Raw genomic sequence first — 13,372 nt, 5'->3', positions numbered from 1 at the left:
AAGTGATAGCGCCATAAGGGTGGCTCTGTTTTATGTGGAACAATATTTAATCTATAGCTAGAGAAAATTTTAACAACTAACTGTTTTTTAATAAAATTAAAGTGTTAAGCTGCTTTTTTGGGTAGAGCATGAGCAGTATATGTCAATGATTTTGAGATACCGCTAGCTAAAAAATGAGGATAGCAAGGGGGTAAGGTGGTACACTTGAGCGACCAAACAACAAGAGAGTGTTGAGCTAACGCCTATGCTAGAGATTAGCGCCTTCTAGTGCGATTAACGACGGTATTTAGCTATTTGCTAAGAGAAAATTATGAACAAGAGATATTCACTATGCTATATTCATGATCCGATGTGTAGTTGGTGTTGGGGATTTAGTGAGACTTACCAAGCTCTCATCTCTCAGCTTGATGAGAGTATTGAGCTTCGCCGTTTACTAGGGGGGCTAGCTGCTGATAACCATCAACCGATGACATTAATAATACAGCAGCAGATTCAAGCTAATTGGCGGCTAATTGAGCAAAAAATCCCTTCAAAAAAATTCAATTTTGATTTTTGGTGTCAAAATACTCCCAAACGCTCTACCTATCCTGCCTGTCGAGCTGTGATTGCAGCGAGAGAGCAGGGGGACGAATATGATCAACTGATGACTGCGGCGATACAGAGAGCCTATTATCAACAAGCTCGTAACCCTTCAGAGATCACTGTGTTAGTCGCTCTAGCTGATGAGTTAGGAATAGAGCTGGATCGATTTCAGTATCATTTAGAATCGGAGATAACGGATGCGGAAGCTGTCAAGTAATTTGAGACCAGTTGTTAAAAAAATAAAGCTCTAAATCTAGCCGGTGATTGCCACTGCCCTCACCGGCAAATTTCGCCTATGTTGAGTCATGACGCAACAAGGAGCGAACATGACCCTCATGGCCCTTTGCCGCAAGAGCCAAGCCCTTCAGCAAGGGGGAGCTGCAAGGCGAACTGCAACCCCTAATCTAGGAACCTCCCTCCTGCACCGCGTTACCCACAGCCCGCCCCCCTACGATAATAAGGGGGTCTCCGGGGGGCGGGCTATGGATAACGCTCTGTCATTCAGCCACCACAACCGGCTAAAGCCATCGACGATAGACCCACTAGCGGCACCGTCACTCATCTCTCCTTCGCTCTATTCAGGGTTGGATAGTTGACCTCCAGCGACCCCACCCCCTCCTCCGGTAGAGCGGGGTTAATCCATACCTCAGTAGGGGGTTGCTTAACCTTGGGCTCACCATGAATAAAGCGTTTCGGATGCTGCTGATAGGCCTGCTTCAGCGCCTGTTCACGCTGCTCGCTAACCTCCTTGTAACGACCGGTAAATACCTGCTCTGGAGTGAACCACGCAATCCCTCGATGGTGGTGGTGGAAACAGTACCAGTCAACATAGTCACTAAACCATATTCTGGCATGGTCAACTCCTGTCAATCGTTGAGGATAATCGGGTTGTTGCTTGAGTGTTTTAAATTGACTCTCGCTAAACGGATTGTCGTTACTGACTCGTGGACGGCTGTGGGAGCAGGTGATCCCCAGTTCGGCCATCAAGTCGAGATAGCCTCTGGCGGTCATCGGCACACCTCTATCCTGATGCAGTGTTAAGCCACTGAGCGCGACCCGATAGCGAGCCGCTGCGTCACTGATTAACAGCTTGGAGAGCTCACTATTCTCCTTCCTTGAGACCATCCAAGCCACAATAAAACGGCTGTAGAGATCCATCACCACATAGAGATTCAAGAAGTTACCCTGCTCTGTGGTGGGAAGCTTAGTGATATCCCATGTCCAAACCTCATTCGGGCGGGTCGCCCGTAATCGGGGGATAGCGTGTGATTTGGCCGGTTTTTGAGCTCGCCGCTCTCCCGTCTGTTGATTAGCACGAAGGATCCGATACATCGTACTGATTGAACAGTAATATTTCCCTTCATCCAGCAGGCTAGCATAGATCTCTGCCGGAGGTTGGTCATAGAATCGTTCGCTGTTCAAAAGCCCCAGAACGGCTTGCCTCTCTGCCTCACTCAGCGCATTGGCTGCGACGGGTCTTGGAAGGCTCGCTCGGGGGGAGACAACCGGAGCCTGTCGGCGGTAGTAGCCTGCACGCGAGAGCGCTAGGCTATCGCAAGCGGCTCTTATGCTCACCGAACTGGGGCACTCTTTTTCAACTAATCTCATAAGCTTATCTCTGTGTTCATCTGCTCCAATAAGCTGAAGGCTTTTTTTTGGAGCGCAATCACCCCTTCGGTCTGCTGTAACCGTTGGCTAAGACGCTGAATTTCCTTCTTTAAACGCTCTATCTCCTTATCTCGCTTGTCTAGGCTCGGTTTGCGACCACTCTGTTTCCCTTTCAGGCCAGCCTGCCCCTGTGCTTGCAGTTGTCGGCGCCATTTGGTCAGATGGGAGCTGTAGATCTGCTCTTTGCGCAGCAGCTCGCCTAGCTGACCCGGCTCCTTGCACTGCTCTGCTTCTGCTAGGATCCGAAGCTTCTCTTCCTCACTAAATTTGCGGTAGGAGCGCTTCTCTTCATCGGGGTCGGTAACCTCGTTGGAGGGTAAAACGGTAGTATCTTTGGGCATCGTGTATCTCCTCTGTTGCCCCCCTGATTCTACATTCATTTCTCATCAGGGGTGGTCTCAGGGTATCTTGACACTCAGGGGATGCTACGCTGCGGGGAGAAATTGCTCAAAGTCGGGCGTTAGGTGTTGACTCTTTTCCATCGCTAATACTTCAAACGGGAACTAGTTATTGGCCTATTGCGATTGATTATGTTGATTCTCATTCTATGCTTGAGACAATTGAGAGCTTGTTAAGTTGACTTTCGTGAAAGCGAAAATTTTTCGTCCATCGACGGAGTTCTATATTGAGGAGGGATGTTATATTATTGAATATCTTAACAGTGAACACGATCCGGCTTGCTCTATTGCTAGAGCTCGGGTAGAGATCGGTGTGACCACGCAGTGGCACTATTTACAAGATACCGTTGAACGCTACCACATGCTTAGTGGTAGTGGTGTCGTAGAGGTAGGTACTCTAATACCCCTAAGGGTAGGGGGTGGCGATAGTGTTCTGAGGATGAACGCTGTCCTTTAGCTAGAGGGTAGCGTGTGATACTGTAATGACAATAGCGAACGAACCGAATCTAGACAATCGTTATCGAGCAGAGCAGGCGGAGCTAATTCTATCGACCCTGTATCGCTTGACCGGACGACACTTAGTAGATGAGGAGCTCTCTGAAATTGACCGTTACCGCTCTCTTTACGAGGCACCTGTCGCTGTTCTCTCTCATAATACGGCGGCAGATCCTATCTTTAACTACGCCAATAAAAGAGCCCAACGGCTATTTGAGTTTAGTTGGAAGCAGTTCACCGAGCTCCCATCAAGACTCTCTGCTGAGCCTTTAGTTAGGGAGGAGCGGGCTCGACTGCTAGAGCGAGTTGCTCAGGTCGGTTTTATCGATGATTACCGAGGGGTGCGTGTTAGCTCATCGGGTAAGCGATTTTTAGTTGAGGAGGCGATTATCTGGAATCTGGTAGATGATAATAACATCTATCAAGGTCAAGCAGCGGCACTCTACCGATGCTCTCCTCTTGAGAGCCTGTTTTAATTCCGATTCGTATTTTTTTATGACTCTTTGTCTCGACTGTCTGAGGGGGAGAGCTGGCCACCGCCGTTGTGAGACTCCAGTCGCCCTCCGGGCTCCTTCCATCTCACAACGGCAGCATACCATCAATCCTCCGTTATGCCCCTTTCTTCATTGCAAGTTCTTACGAGGCTACCTGACAGTTATTCTGACACAGGGGGGAGCTATGTAAGAGGAGATTTTTCGTTCCCATACTCTTGCGTGGGAATCCAGTCTATTGCAAGATGGCTATGCCCGTACGGGTTCCCTCGAAGAGCGTGGGAACTAAGCATGAACCAAGATGAGAAGGATACCCCCACATGAAAATCGCTAACCCCCTTTACGATGTTGTTTTTCGCTATCTGATGCAGGATAACCAAGCTGCCAAATTGGTCATCTCCCATATTATCGGGCAGCAGATAGAGGCCCTTGAGTTTGGCTTCGCCGATCTGAGTCACAGGCTTCCCGATGGTGGTCTAACGGTCTTGCGACTTGAATTTTTAGCGAAAATCGTGCAACTCGATGGCTCACAACAACAGGTGATTATTGAGCTACAAAAGGCCAAACAGTACCTATCTGACCAGATATTTTACACCGACCAAGATCGCCAGCTAGGCAATGCGACACCACTTGTTAGCATCTACATTCTCAGCCACAAATTAGAGCATATCGACTGTCCCATCACTCATGTTAAATACGACTGCTACGACCCTGCAACCAAAGAGAATATTAAACAAAAAGAGGAGTTTATCGAAAGCTTAATCCACAATTGCTATATCATTCAGGTACAACGCTTAAAGCAGAGCCACCAGAACAAACTAGAGCAGCTTTTGAGCATTTTTGACCAAAGCTATGTCACCGAGGAGAGTAGGCATTTTCTGGATCTGCCCGAAGATCGCTATGATGAAGAGCTTTGGCCAGTGATACAGTGTCTGCAAAAAGCTTCTGTTGCCGAGGAGATTTGTGAAGAGATGGATCTGGAAGATGAGTTTATTGCTGAACAGGCTAACTTAGGAGTGGGGTGAGTAACCAAGGGTTGCTACGCTGAAACCGGTGGCGCAGCGCCAATATCAGCCACAAAGTCCGGGGCGGCGTTGCACTAGGTACGGATGGCCTTGTTCATTGTCTCGTCACCCTCATGAAGCATGACTTCCTCGCCTCCCCCAGCGGGCAGGGTTGGAGGGGAGCGTGTAGGGGCGGGTTTCTAACCCGCCCCTACTTTCATGAAAAATATACCTCAACGGGCGTGCGATAGCCCAAGCTCTGATGTAGCCGTTTCTGGTTATAAAATTGAAAGTATTATGGCCAGAACATGGTACCGCTGACGACTTATCCAGTGTTAACATCAATAACATCACTACAGGCGCAGTGTCAGTTAAAGCGTCAACCATTTTTACCTGCTCTCTAAAAAATCTTGAACATCATATCGATAACCTTCTGCTTATTACCGGATTCGGTTAACGGGTCAGTACCATTAACCGGTTTTGTCGTTGTAACTCTACCCGATTCAAAAACGATTGGCCTAATAGCGGGGTAGAGGGTTGTTGTCCCTCAATGACCGCACCCGTGACATGAGTAAGCCGAATCGCGCCGAGTGAGACCGAATCGAGCTGCAACTGATGAGCGATGACAATACCGGAAGCGGTTTCGGTAACGGTGGGCCGACCCTGTTGGCGGTAGGGAATATTGAGCTTATCGGCTAGGGCGCTACTTAGTGCGACAATCGAGGCACCGGTATCGATTAAAAACTTAACCCGATGTCCGTTAATCGCCCCGTTGGCACGATACATCCCTTGGGGATCTGGCGCAATGGTAACACTTGTGGTTTTTGCAGCAATAAACTGCCCCGAAATTTGACTATCAAGCGCTAAGATGCGCTCTTGACCCTCAATTAACAGCGTTGCTTGCTCACTGTCGGCGCTTACTAGCTCTATGCCATTGACCGACTCACCCGCTTTGAGTAAATATTGTTGGTTATCGATAACGATGAGTGCACGGCCGCTAAAGAGCCCTTTGATACTAATTTGCGTGGCCCAAAGCGGTGCGTTAGCTAAGAGTAGCGCGAATAACAGAGCAACGATGCGTAGGTTCAACATTGGCACATTGTAAGGGAGAACATCATGAGCGTCTATAAGCAATAAATTGGTTAAATAGTGACCATTTGCTCGCTGTGCTTAGCCACAGCGACTGTGGATAGTGGTCATAAATAAAATAATCAGCCATCGCCCAGAATTCACCCTTTTACACAAACTACCTGCTTTAGGGTGTGAACGACTTCTACCAAATCCATTTGTGCGGCCATCACCGCATCAATGTCTTTGTAAGCCATTGGGATTTCATCAATGACCGAGCTATCTTTACGGCACTCCACCCCTTCGGTGGCCTTAATCTGATCATCTAGCGTAAAGCGTCTTTTTGCCTCAGTGCGTGACATTATCCGACCGGCACCATGACTACAGGAGCAAAACGAGTCCGGATTGCCTTTACCCCGCACAATGTAACTTTTAGCTCCCATTGAGCCTGGAATAATTCCCCATTCCCCTTTTCCTGCACTGACGGCACCTTTACGAGTGATGTAGAGCTCTTCACCAAAGTGGTGCTCCCGGCTGACATAGTTGTGATGACAATTGACCGCCATCAGATCCGCCTTAAAAGGGGGTAAATCACGAACTTTAGCCATTCCGGCTAAGGTATTTTCCAGCATGATCTGCCGGTTTACCCGCGCATAGTGTTGTGCCCATAATAGTGCTTCCATGTAATCATCAAAATGGGGAGAACCCTCTTTAATGTAGGCCAAATCTTTATCAGGCAGCTGCCCTAGCTGATCCCCCATATCCTGTTTAGCCCGCTCAATGAATATGGTGGCAATGCGATTACCAATGCCCCGCGAGCCGGAGTGGAGCATGACCCATACCTGCTGACTCTCATCGAGGCAGACTTCAATAAAGTGGTTGCCGGTGCCTAGTGTGCCGAGGTGATGCACATGATTGGCTTGTTCCAGAACCGGATATTGATCCGTTAACATTTCAAATCCCTGCTGCAACTGACTGCGCCAAAGGTTAGCTACCCGGTTAGGTAACTCTTTCCATGCGCCTTTATCATGCTGTTTTTTACCATGGCCACTGCGTCCATGCGGTACAGCCTGTTCCACCATTTTTCGAATACCACGCAGTGAATCGGGCAGGTCATTGGCGGTCAGTGATGTTTTAACCGCCGCCATACCACAACCGATATCGACACCTACGGCAGCAGGAATGATGGCCTTTCGTGTTGGAATTACGCTACCGACCGTAGCTCCCATACCCCAGTGGCAATCTGGCATGACCGCGATATGGGGGTGAATCACCGGCACCTGAGCGCTATTGAGAAGCTGCTGCTCGGCTTTTGGATCTAAATCGACCCCATCAATCCAGGCGTGAATGGGGACTCCCTGTGCTGAGTCAATAAGTCGCATGATGACATCCTCTGGTTCTTAAGCGGTGGCTAATCCTTGGGTAATGTAGGAACGAATTGTCCAGCGATTCACCCATCGGACCTCCTTCAAATATGAGGTTGCTTAACGATAAACTCACCTGACGGCAACTGCAAGCGAAATTCTGATTCTTGGAATAGTATAGTCATAATGGTGATTTAATAAATTTTTTGATGACCTTGTTTTTTATCTGGCGTATTATCTACTGTTAATTGCTCTTTCTATCGTTGCCATAGTTCATAATCGCCAAAAGTCAGGAAATTTTATGTCAGACGCCAGTTTAACCGAGTTCAAATTTATTCACGCAGCTGATATTCACTTAGATAGTCCGCTGCACGGATTGTCCCGTTATGAATCCGCGCCAGTAGATGCCATCCGTAACGCCTGCCGACGGGCGTTTGAAAACCTTATTGATGTCGCAATAGAGGAGAGAGTGGCTTTTGTCCTTCTAGCCGGTGATTTATATGACGGCGACTGGAAAGACTACAGCACCGGAATTTTTCTGAGTAAGCAGATAGGACGATTAGCTCAGCACAATATCCGGGTATTCGCCGTATCCGGAAATCACGATGCAGCGAACCGAATGACAAAGTCATTAGAGAGTCCCGCTAACATGAAAATATTCTCCTCAAAGAGAGTCGAGACCGTTAAGCTGGATCATCTCGGTGTCGCAATTCACGGGCAAAGCTTTCCAAGCCAACATGTGGATGAAAATTTAGCTGCGGGATTTTGTGATGCCGCAAAGGGATTGTTTAATATCGGGCTTTTGCATACCAGTCTTGATGGTCGTGAAGGCCATGCTAACTATGCGCCATGCTCATTAGATGATCTTCGTTCCAAAGAGTATCAGTACTGGGCTTTAGGCCACATACACAAACAGGAAATCGTCGCAAAAGAGCCGTATGTCATCTTCCCCGGTTGCATCCAGGGGCGTCATATTCGTGAAACAGGCGCAAAGGGGTGTGTCGTGGTCACTGTTAACGATGGTGTTGTTTCCGATATCGAAAAAATAGCTTTAGATGTCTTGAGATGGTCATTGTGTGTTATTGACATCACTGATATCGATGAGATGCGTGGCGTGTTAGAACGAGTTCGGAAAAGGATCGATCAAGAGATAGCGTCGGCTGAAGGTCGGCCCCTTGCGATGCGGATACGGCTACAGGGCGCTACTACCGTAGCGGATGAACTCGCCGCCTATCCTGACAGGCTTGATCAACAAATTAAGGCGCTGAGTGCAGAAACCGCCGGAGATGAGTTGTGGCTTGAGCGGGTAGAGAATTTGACCAACAGAAAACTCGATTTGGAATCGACGCTAGCCGATGACAACCCAATGGGGAAATTACTACAAGAGATTGTTACTATCACCCGTGATACTGACAATATTGATGGACTGAAACAGAAAGTTGCGGAACTGAGACAAAAAGCACCGTCCGAGACATTTGGTCATGATTCCATTTTGAATCTAGATGAGGAACAGACTCTCCATCGAGTGGTTGACGAAGCCAAGCAGATGTTAATCGGCAGATTGCTGACAGTAGGAGCTGCAAAATGAGAATCGACCGTATCGATCTGCTAGCCTATGGTTCATTTACAGATCAGTCGTTAGATTTAGCTAATGGCGACCATGGATTACACCTAATCTACGGTGATAACGAAGCGGGTAAAAGCACCTCGCTTAGAGCGCTTATTGCATGGCTATTCGGTATCCCGGCCAGAACCAACGATAATTTTCTGCACTCAAATTCGCAGCTGCGGATAGGTGGGCAGTTACGACTTGTCGATGGAACAACACTCCAGTTTTCAAGAAAAAAGGGCAATAAAGATACACTGCTAAAATATGGCACTAACGACCCCATTGATGAGGCTTCTCTGACACCGTTTATTGCTGCAACTATTGACGAAACCCTGTTCACCAAACTTTGGGGAATCGATTATGAGCGATTGATTGCCGGAGGGCGTGAACTACTACAGCAGTCCGGTGACCTAGGTCAGGCTCTTTTTAGTGCAGCCGTCGGGACTGCAAATCTACGCGAAGTATTATCTGAGCTACAAAACAGCTCAGACGAGATATTCAAATCGCGGGGATCCAAAGCTGTTTTAAATCAGGCAATCACCCACTATAAAGATGCCCAAAAACGGATAAAAGAGGCGACTTTGCCCATAACTGACTGGAAGAGATTGCAGCAGCAGCTATCGGACACAATGGCGGCGATTAGAGATATCGAACAAGATATTGACGCAAAAAGCAGGGTAAAAAGTCGCCTAGAGCGAGTTAAGCGTGTCAAAGGAGCCTTGGCTGAACGTCGGAGTACTCTGGATAAAATTGAAGCGTTAGGTCAGATTAATTTGGTGTCCGAAGAGTTTGAAGAAAACAGAAAAACCGCTAGCGGCAATCTTCAATCTGCCGATGAAACTAAAGAGCGCTTAGAGGCAAAACTGCTCGGATTACAACAGGAAGCGGACTCATTAAATGTCCGCGACGATCTGCTTGAAAACGAAGCGACCATCTTAGCGCTTTATAAGGAGCTTGGTGCCGTCGAAAAGACGCTGCATGACCGCCCGCAACAGGATGGTAAACGGCGTTTACTGCGTAATGAGGCTGAAACGCTGCTCAAAACCATTCGTCCGGATGTTAGTCTCGATAGCGCTGATGGTTTGCGACCGCTACTCAATAATAAAAAGTGGATATCAGGCTTAGCCAAAAAACACAGTCTGTTGGTTCAAACTAGGGAACAGGCTGAAGCGTCGATTAAAGATATTGAAGATGAACGCAAATCGTTGCAAAGCAAATTGGAGCACAGTTCAGAGTCCGACATCGGATTGAAGCAGCTTAAAGCTGCGATTGCAGCTGCCCGAAAAGCGGGCGATATTGAGGAGCGGGCAGCCGAAGCACAAAAACGAGCGGCTGACGAAAATGGGGTCTGTGAAAACGAGTTAGCGCGGCTAGGAAGATATACCGGCACACTAGATTCGGTATTGAAGCTGCCTCTGCCGGTCTCTGTCACGCTGGATCAGTTCGAAAAAGAGAGTGATGCGCTATCAGAAGAGTACAAGGATACGACCCGAAAACAGCAGGAGGCAGAAGATGAGAAGAGGCAGGCAGAACAGGAGTTAAAGGCGCTGTTACTGCAAAATGATATACCGACTCTTGCCGATTTAGAGCTCTCGCGAGACATTAGAAATAGTGGCTGGCAGCTGATTAAACGCAAATATATTGAACAGATCGCGATTGACCAAAGCGAGATCGCAGCCTACCTGCAAGAGGACGATTTATCCTCCACCTATGAAAAGCGGATCGCGTCTGCCGATCACATCTCTGATCGCCTGCGTGAAGCGGCTGATCAGGTGGTTAAGCGGGCAGAGCTGGAATCAAAGATTGAAGCGCTGCAATTGAGAATGGATGAGCTATTGGACTCTCTTAACGATATTGAAGCAAGACAAAATGATTTCCGGACCAGGTGGTTCGCTATCTGGTCACCCCTGAAGATAACTGCCGGAACGCCGAGGGAGATGAAACAGTGGCTTTTGCGGATGGAGAACCTTATTGAAAAAGTTCAAACAGCAAAACACTACTCGGCCAATCAGCAGAGTCTCGACGCAGAGTGTGATCAGCTAAAGCAGACTGTTTCCGAACAAATCTCAAAATTCGACCCTTCGATAGATGCGCAGCATATGAGTCTTGAGTCGCTGATATCGTTATGTGAGCAACGAGTGGAGGAGGAGGAGACGAGTCGCGAACAGCGTCGCCAGAATGAATATTCGCTCAAAGAGTCAGAGATTCGTCTAACAAGAAAACAGAATGAGTTAAAGTCAGTTGGTGTCGAGCTTGCAAACTGGAGAGAAGAGTGGCTTGAAGCGATAAAGGGTTTGGGGTTGCAACAGGATGTTCACCCTGAATATGCCACTGAGACCTTTGATAAATTGCTGTCATTTTTTGACAAATATGACAAGTCAGAGGATTTGCGTAAACGTATTTATGGCATGGATCTGGTTAAAGAGAGATTCGATCACAAGGTATGTCAGTTTGCTGACAACATAGGGGTTAAACGAGAAGGGTTAGAGGCATCAGCAGTAGCTGCTCAATTGAACAGCGACCTGAATTTAGCGCGTGAAGCCCGATCAAAGTTGACAAGTACAGAGTCTCAAATTAAAGCGATGAAAGAGGAGATCGAGAACGCGGAGATAACTATTCGCAACGCCAAGGAGCAACTAACCGCATTAAGGAGGCAGGCTAAGGTAGAAACCAATGAGGCGCTGATTGAAGCTGGGGAGAGATCTAACCAAAAACGCGATCTTCAAAAGAGACTGGATATGCTCGAACAGGAGCTTAACCGAAACGGCGATGGTCTGGCCATTGAGCAGATTGAAACAGAGTCGGAAGCGTTGGAAATAGATACAATAGAGGGTGAACTTGAACAGATCGCCGGTGAGCTAAATGAGCTGCATGACAGACGGGACAAGTTAAGAGATCAGCGACAGACGCTGCAAAATGAGATCGAGGCCAAAGATGGCAACGCCCTAGCCGCTAATGCCTCGGAAGAGGCTAAGGAGCATCTTGCCAGCATCGCTTCGCATGGTGAACAGTATCTTCGTTTACAGGCCGCCGTACTTATTCTCGAACAGTTAATCGAAAACTACCGTAGGACAAATCAGGCTCCGGTTCTAGCCAGAGCGGGTCAACTCTTCTCCAGACTGACTTTAGGTTCCTATGCGGGACTGCGGGACGAGTTGGATGATAATAGCAATCCCATCTTGCTGGGTATTCGCCCCGATGACCAGGAGGTTACTATCGATGGCATGAGCGATGGTTCACGGGATCAGCTCTATCTCTCCCTGCGCCTAGCCACACTTGAGCAGCATCTGAGTAAAGGCGAACCTATGCCGTTTATCGTTGATGATATCCTCATTGGCTTTGATGACAACCGTACCCGCGTCTGTCTGGAGGTTCTAGCCGAATTAGCCTCAACGACTCAGGTTCTCCTTTTTACCCATCACAGCAGAGTTATTGAACTGGCAAGAACCATTAACGCGAAAGCGGGAGTTTTTATACATGAGCTCAACAAAGAGAGCAGTTAACAGTGGGCCTTGTTCATCGTCTCGTCCCCCTCTTGAGCTGTTACAAAAATCGCAAAAATGGTGAAATGTATGCTAGAGTAGGGCAGTTGGTTATTGCCGTATGTTGGTTTGATTTTTGATACCCCTACTTGCAGAGTGGGGCGGTTTATAATTAGGGAGTCATTAAAAGGGTTAGTATGGGTCAATTTATCCCCTGTCAGGGCAAAAGTGCCTGTCGTGATGATGGTGAACACTGTCTCGTTTGTGGCAGAAGTTTTGATGAAATTACCCGTCTGCGTGATGCTTTGCAGACGCTGGCCGATTTGGCGCTGGAGTATGAGTATGACAATAGTTCAGACTATAGCGATTACATTGCCCGTAAACTGGATAAGATGATAACCTATCGGCGACGGGAGAGTCGGGATGATTGATAACTTTGAATAGATATATCGACAGCACGACTAAAGTAGAATTTATTGAGAGAGGAGAGTGATGAACACACCGCCACAAACTCGTTTTTTTGCCTCTTACAGTGGGGTTAAGCTGCCATTGAATTTAGTTAACCCACTCGAATCAACCGAGCACCGTAACACTTTTTTTCGTGCCCACTATAATGCGAATGAGCAGTTAGTGCTGTGCGAGAAAGTGGTCTATGGTGAGGTTGAAATAAGTCATTGTTATCAATACTATCCGAATGGCAGTTTGAAAAGCGCTGAAATTACCGATGAAGACCAAGTGGTACAGGTGATCAATTTTAGCGATGACGGTGAGCGGATATAACCGTTGATTTAGGTTAAAAATACATTGCATGATGATATTTGACATTGATGTAATAAAAAAACTAAGCCATCAAACAAAAAAGTATAATTATATTTTTTTGATAACCGGCGTTTTGTCTTTTTTTGGTTTTGTTTTTATGGTGATATCGAGTGACAATCGACTATATCAGTTTCAGATTCCTACTATATTGGTTGCTTTTTGGTCACTCATTGGGTATGCCTTCACAACTTACTTTCACTCAATACCCGATGCGGCTCCAGCCGAATGGGGCTGGTTTCGACGCCTAAAAAGGGGCATAACCCGAGGGGTGGGTCGCTTACTGCTCCTCTTTTTTGTTGTCTCCACTATCGCCTCTGTTTGGGTAACCTATAAGTTGATATCGGTATGGGTAATGGACTATTGATGATTAGGCTTTTGACGCGCCTCTTGCC

General features: G+C 47.5%; 12 protein-coding genes. 8 read left to right on the top strand and 4 right to left on the bottom strand.

Annotated elements, in window-relative coordinates; translation table 11 throughout:
* Window positions 1-310 precede the first annotated feature (310 nt).
* On the top strand, window positions 311-799 hold the full coding sequence (locus D5085_00345) for a DsbA family protein (protein QEP41729.1): 489 nt from the start codon (window positions 311-313) through the stop codon (window positions 797-799).
* Between the two features lie 341 nt (window positions 800-1,140).
* On the opposite strand, the gene D5085_00340 is transcribed toward D5085_00345, so the two are convergent.
* Entirely contained in the window at window positions 1,141-2,190 is a 1,050-nt protein-coding gene (locus D5085_00340; GenBank protein ID QEP41728.1) for an IS3 family transposase, read from the bottom strand.
* Window positions 2,187-2,630, bottom strand: coding sequence for a hypothetical protein (locus tag D5085_00335; protein ID QEP41727.1), 444 nt, complete (start codon window positions 2,628-2,630; stop codon window positions 2,187-2,189). The genes D5085_00340 and D5085_00335 overlap by 4 nt, the downstream gene beginning before the upstream one ends.
* 500 nt (window positions 2,631-3,130) lie before the next feature.
* Here D5085_00335 and D5085_00330 point away from each other — a divergent pair, with 500 nt between their 5' ends.
* Window positions 3,131-3,619, top strand: coding sequence for an MEKHLA domain-containing protein (locus D5085_00330; protein ID QEP41726.1), 489 nt, complete (start codon window positions 3,131-3,133; stop codon window positions 3,617-3,619).
* Between the two features lie 335 nt (window positions 3,620-3,954).
* A complete protein-coding gene (locus D5085_00325; GenBank protein ID QEP41725.1) occupies window positions 3,955-4,659 on the top strand; it encodes a hypothetical protein in 705 nt (234 codons plus the stop codon).
* A gap of 432 nt (window positions 4,660-5,091) precedes the next feature.
* Here D5085_00325 and D5085_00320 read toward each other — a convergent pair whose 3' ends face one another.
* Together D5085_00320 and D5085_00315 are read right to left on the bottom strand one after the other, a co-directional pair.
* Window positions 5,092-5,730 (bottom strand): TIGR02281 family clan AA aspartic protease, encoded by a 639-nt coding sequence (locus tag D5085_00320; protein ID QEP41724.1) that lies wholly within the window; start codon window positions 5,728-5,730, stop codon window positions 5,092-5,094.
* 137 nt (window positions 5,731-5,867) lie between these two features.
* Window positions 5,868-7,088 (bottom strand): RtcB family protein, encoded by a 1,221-nt coding sequence (locus D5085_00315; protein QEP41723.1) that lies wholly within the window; start codon window positions 7,086-7,088, stop codon window positions 5,868-5,870.
* Between the two features lie 283 nt (window positions 7,089-7,371).
* Between D5085_00315 and D5085_00310 the strand changes: the two genes are divergently transcribed.
* The 5 genes from D5085_00310 (at window position 7,372) to D5085_00290 (ending at window position 13,344) form a co-directional block, all read left to right on the top strand.
* Window positions 7,372-8,658 carry a DNA repair exonuclease gene (locus tag D5085_00310; GenBank protein QEP41722.1) on the top strand — a complete coding sequence of 429 codons (1,287 nt, stop codon included), beginning with the start codon at window positions 7,372-7,374 and terminating at the stop codon, window positions 8,656-8,658.
* Window positions 8,655-12,182 (top strand): chromosome segregation protein SMC, encoded by a 3,528-nt coding sequence (locus tag D5085_00305; GenBank protein QEP41721.1) that lies wholly within the window; start codon window positions 8,655-8,657, stop codon window positions 12,180-12,182. Before D5085_00310 ends, D5085_00305 begins: the two co-directional genes overlap by 4 nt.
* A 176-nt stretch (window positions 12,183-12,358) precedes the next feature.
* Window positions 12,359-12,592 carry a hypothetical protein gene (locus D5085_00300; protein QEP41720.1) on the top strand — a complete coding sequence of 78 codons (234 nt, stop codon included), beginning with the start codon at window positions 12,359-12,361 and terminating at the stop codon, window positions 12,590-12,592.
* 61 nt (window positions 12,593-12,653) lie between these two features.
* Window positions 12,654-12,941: a hypothetical protein gene (locus D5085_00295; protein ID QEP41719.1), complete on the top strand. Its 288-nt coding sequence runs from the start codon at window positions 12,654-12,656 to the stop codon at window positions 12,939-12,941.
* Between the two features lie 28 nt (window positions 12,942-12,969).
* Window positions 12,970-13,344, top strand: a complete 375-nt coding sequence (locus D5085_00290) for a hypothetical protein (protein ID QEP41718.1) — start codon at window positions 12,970-12,972, stop codon at window positions 13,342-13,344.
* Window positions 13,345-13,372: the final 28 nt, after the last annotated feature.

The sequence above is a fragment of the Ectothiorhodospiraceae bacterium BW-2 genome (assembly GCA_008375315.1).
GTDB lineage: Bacteria > Pseudomonadota > Gammaproteobacteria > Thiohalomonadales > Thiohalomonadaceae > BW-2.
The sequence above is the reverse complement of the archived record's forward strand: the minus strand, read 5'-3'. Positions and strand labels throughout refer to the sequence as shown.

Coding starts and splice junctions, on each gene's coding strand:
- D5085_00295 (QEP41719.1), top strand. CDS start 12,654: ATGAACACACCGCCACAAACTCGTTTTTTTGCCTCTTACAGTGGGGTT.
- D5085_00330 (QEP41726.1), top strand. CDS start 3,131: ATGACAATAGCGAACGAACCGAATCTAGACAATCGTTATCGAGCAGAG.
- D5085_00300 (QEP41720.1), top strand. CDS start 12,359: ATGGGTCAATTTATCCCCTGTCAGGGCAAAAGTGCCTGTCGTGATGAT.
- D5085_00305 (QEP41721.1), top strand. CDS start 8,655: ATGAGAATCGACCGTATCGATCTGCTAGCCTATGGTTCATTTACAGAT.
- D5085_00290 (QEP41718.1), top strand. CDS start 12,970: ATGATGATATTTGACATTGATGTAATAAAAAAACTAAGCCATCAAACA.
- D5085_00335 (QEP41727.1), bottom strand. CDS start 2,630: ATGAATGTAGAATCAGGGGGGCAACAGAGGAGATACACGATGCCCAAA.
- D5085_00310 (QEP41722.1), top strand. CDS start 7,372: ATGTCAGACGCCAGTTTAACCGAGTTCAAATTTATTCACGCAGCTGAT.
- D5085_00320 (QEP41724.1), bottom strand. CDS start 5,730: ATGTTGAACCTACGCATCGTTGCTCTGTTATTCGCGCTACTCTTAGCT.
- D5085_00345 (QEP41729.1), top strand. CDS start 311: ATGAACAAGAGATATTCACTATGCTATATTCATGATCCGATGTGTAGT.
- D5085_00340 (QEP41728.1), bottom strand. CDS start 2,190: ATGAGATTAGTTGAAAAAGAGTGCCCCAGTTCGGTGAGCATAAGAGCC.
- D5085_00325 (QEP41725.1), top strand. CDS start 3,955: ATGAAAATCGCTAACCCCCTTTACGATGTTGTTTTTCGCTATCTGATG.
- D5085_00315 (QEP41723.1), bottom strand. CDS start 7,088: ATGCGACTTATTGACTCAGCACAGGGAGTCCCCATTCACGCCTGGATT.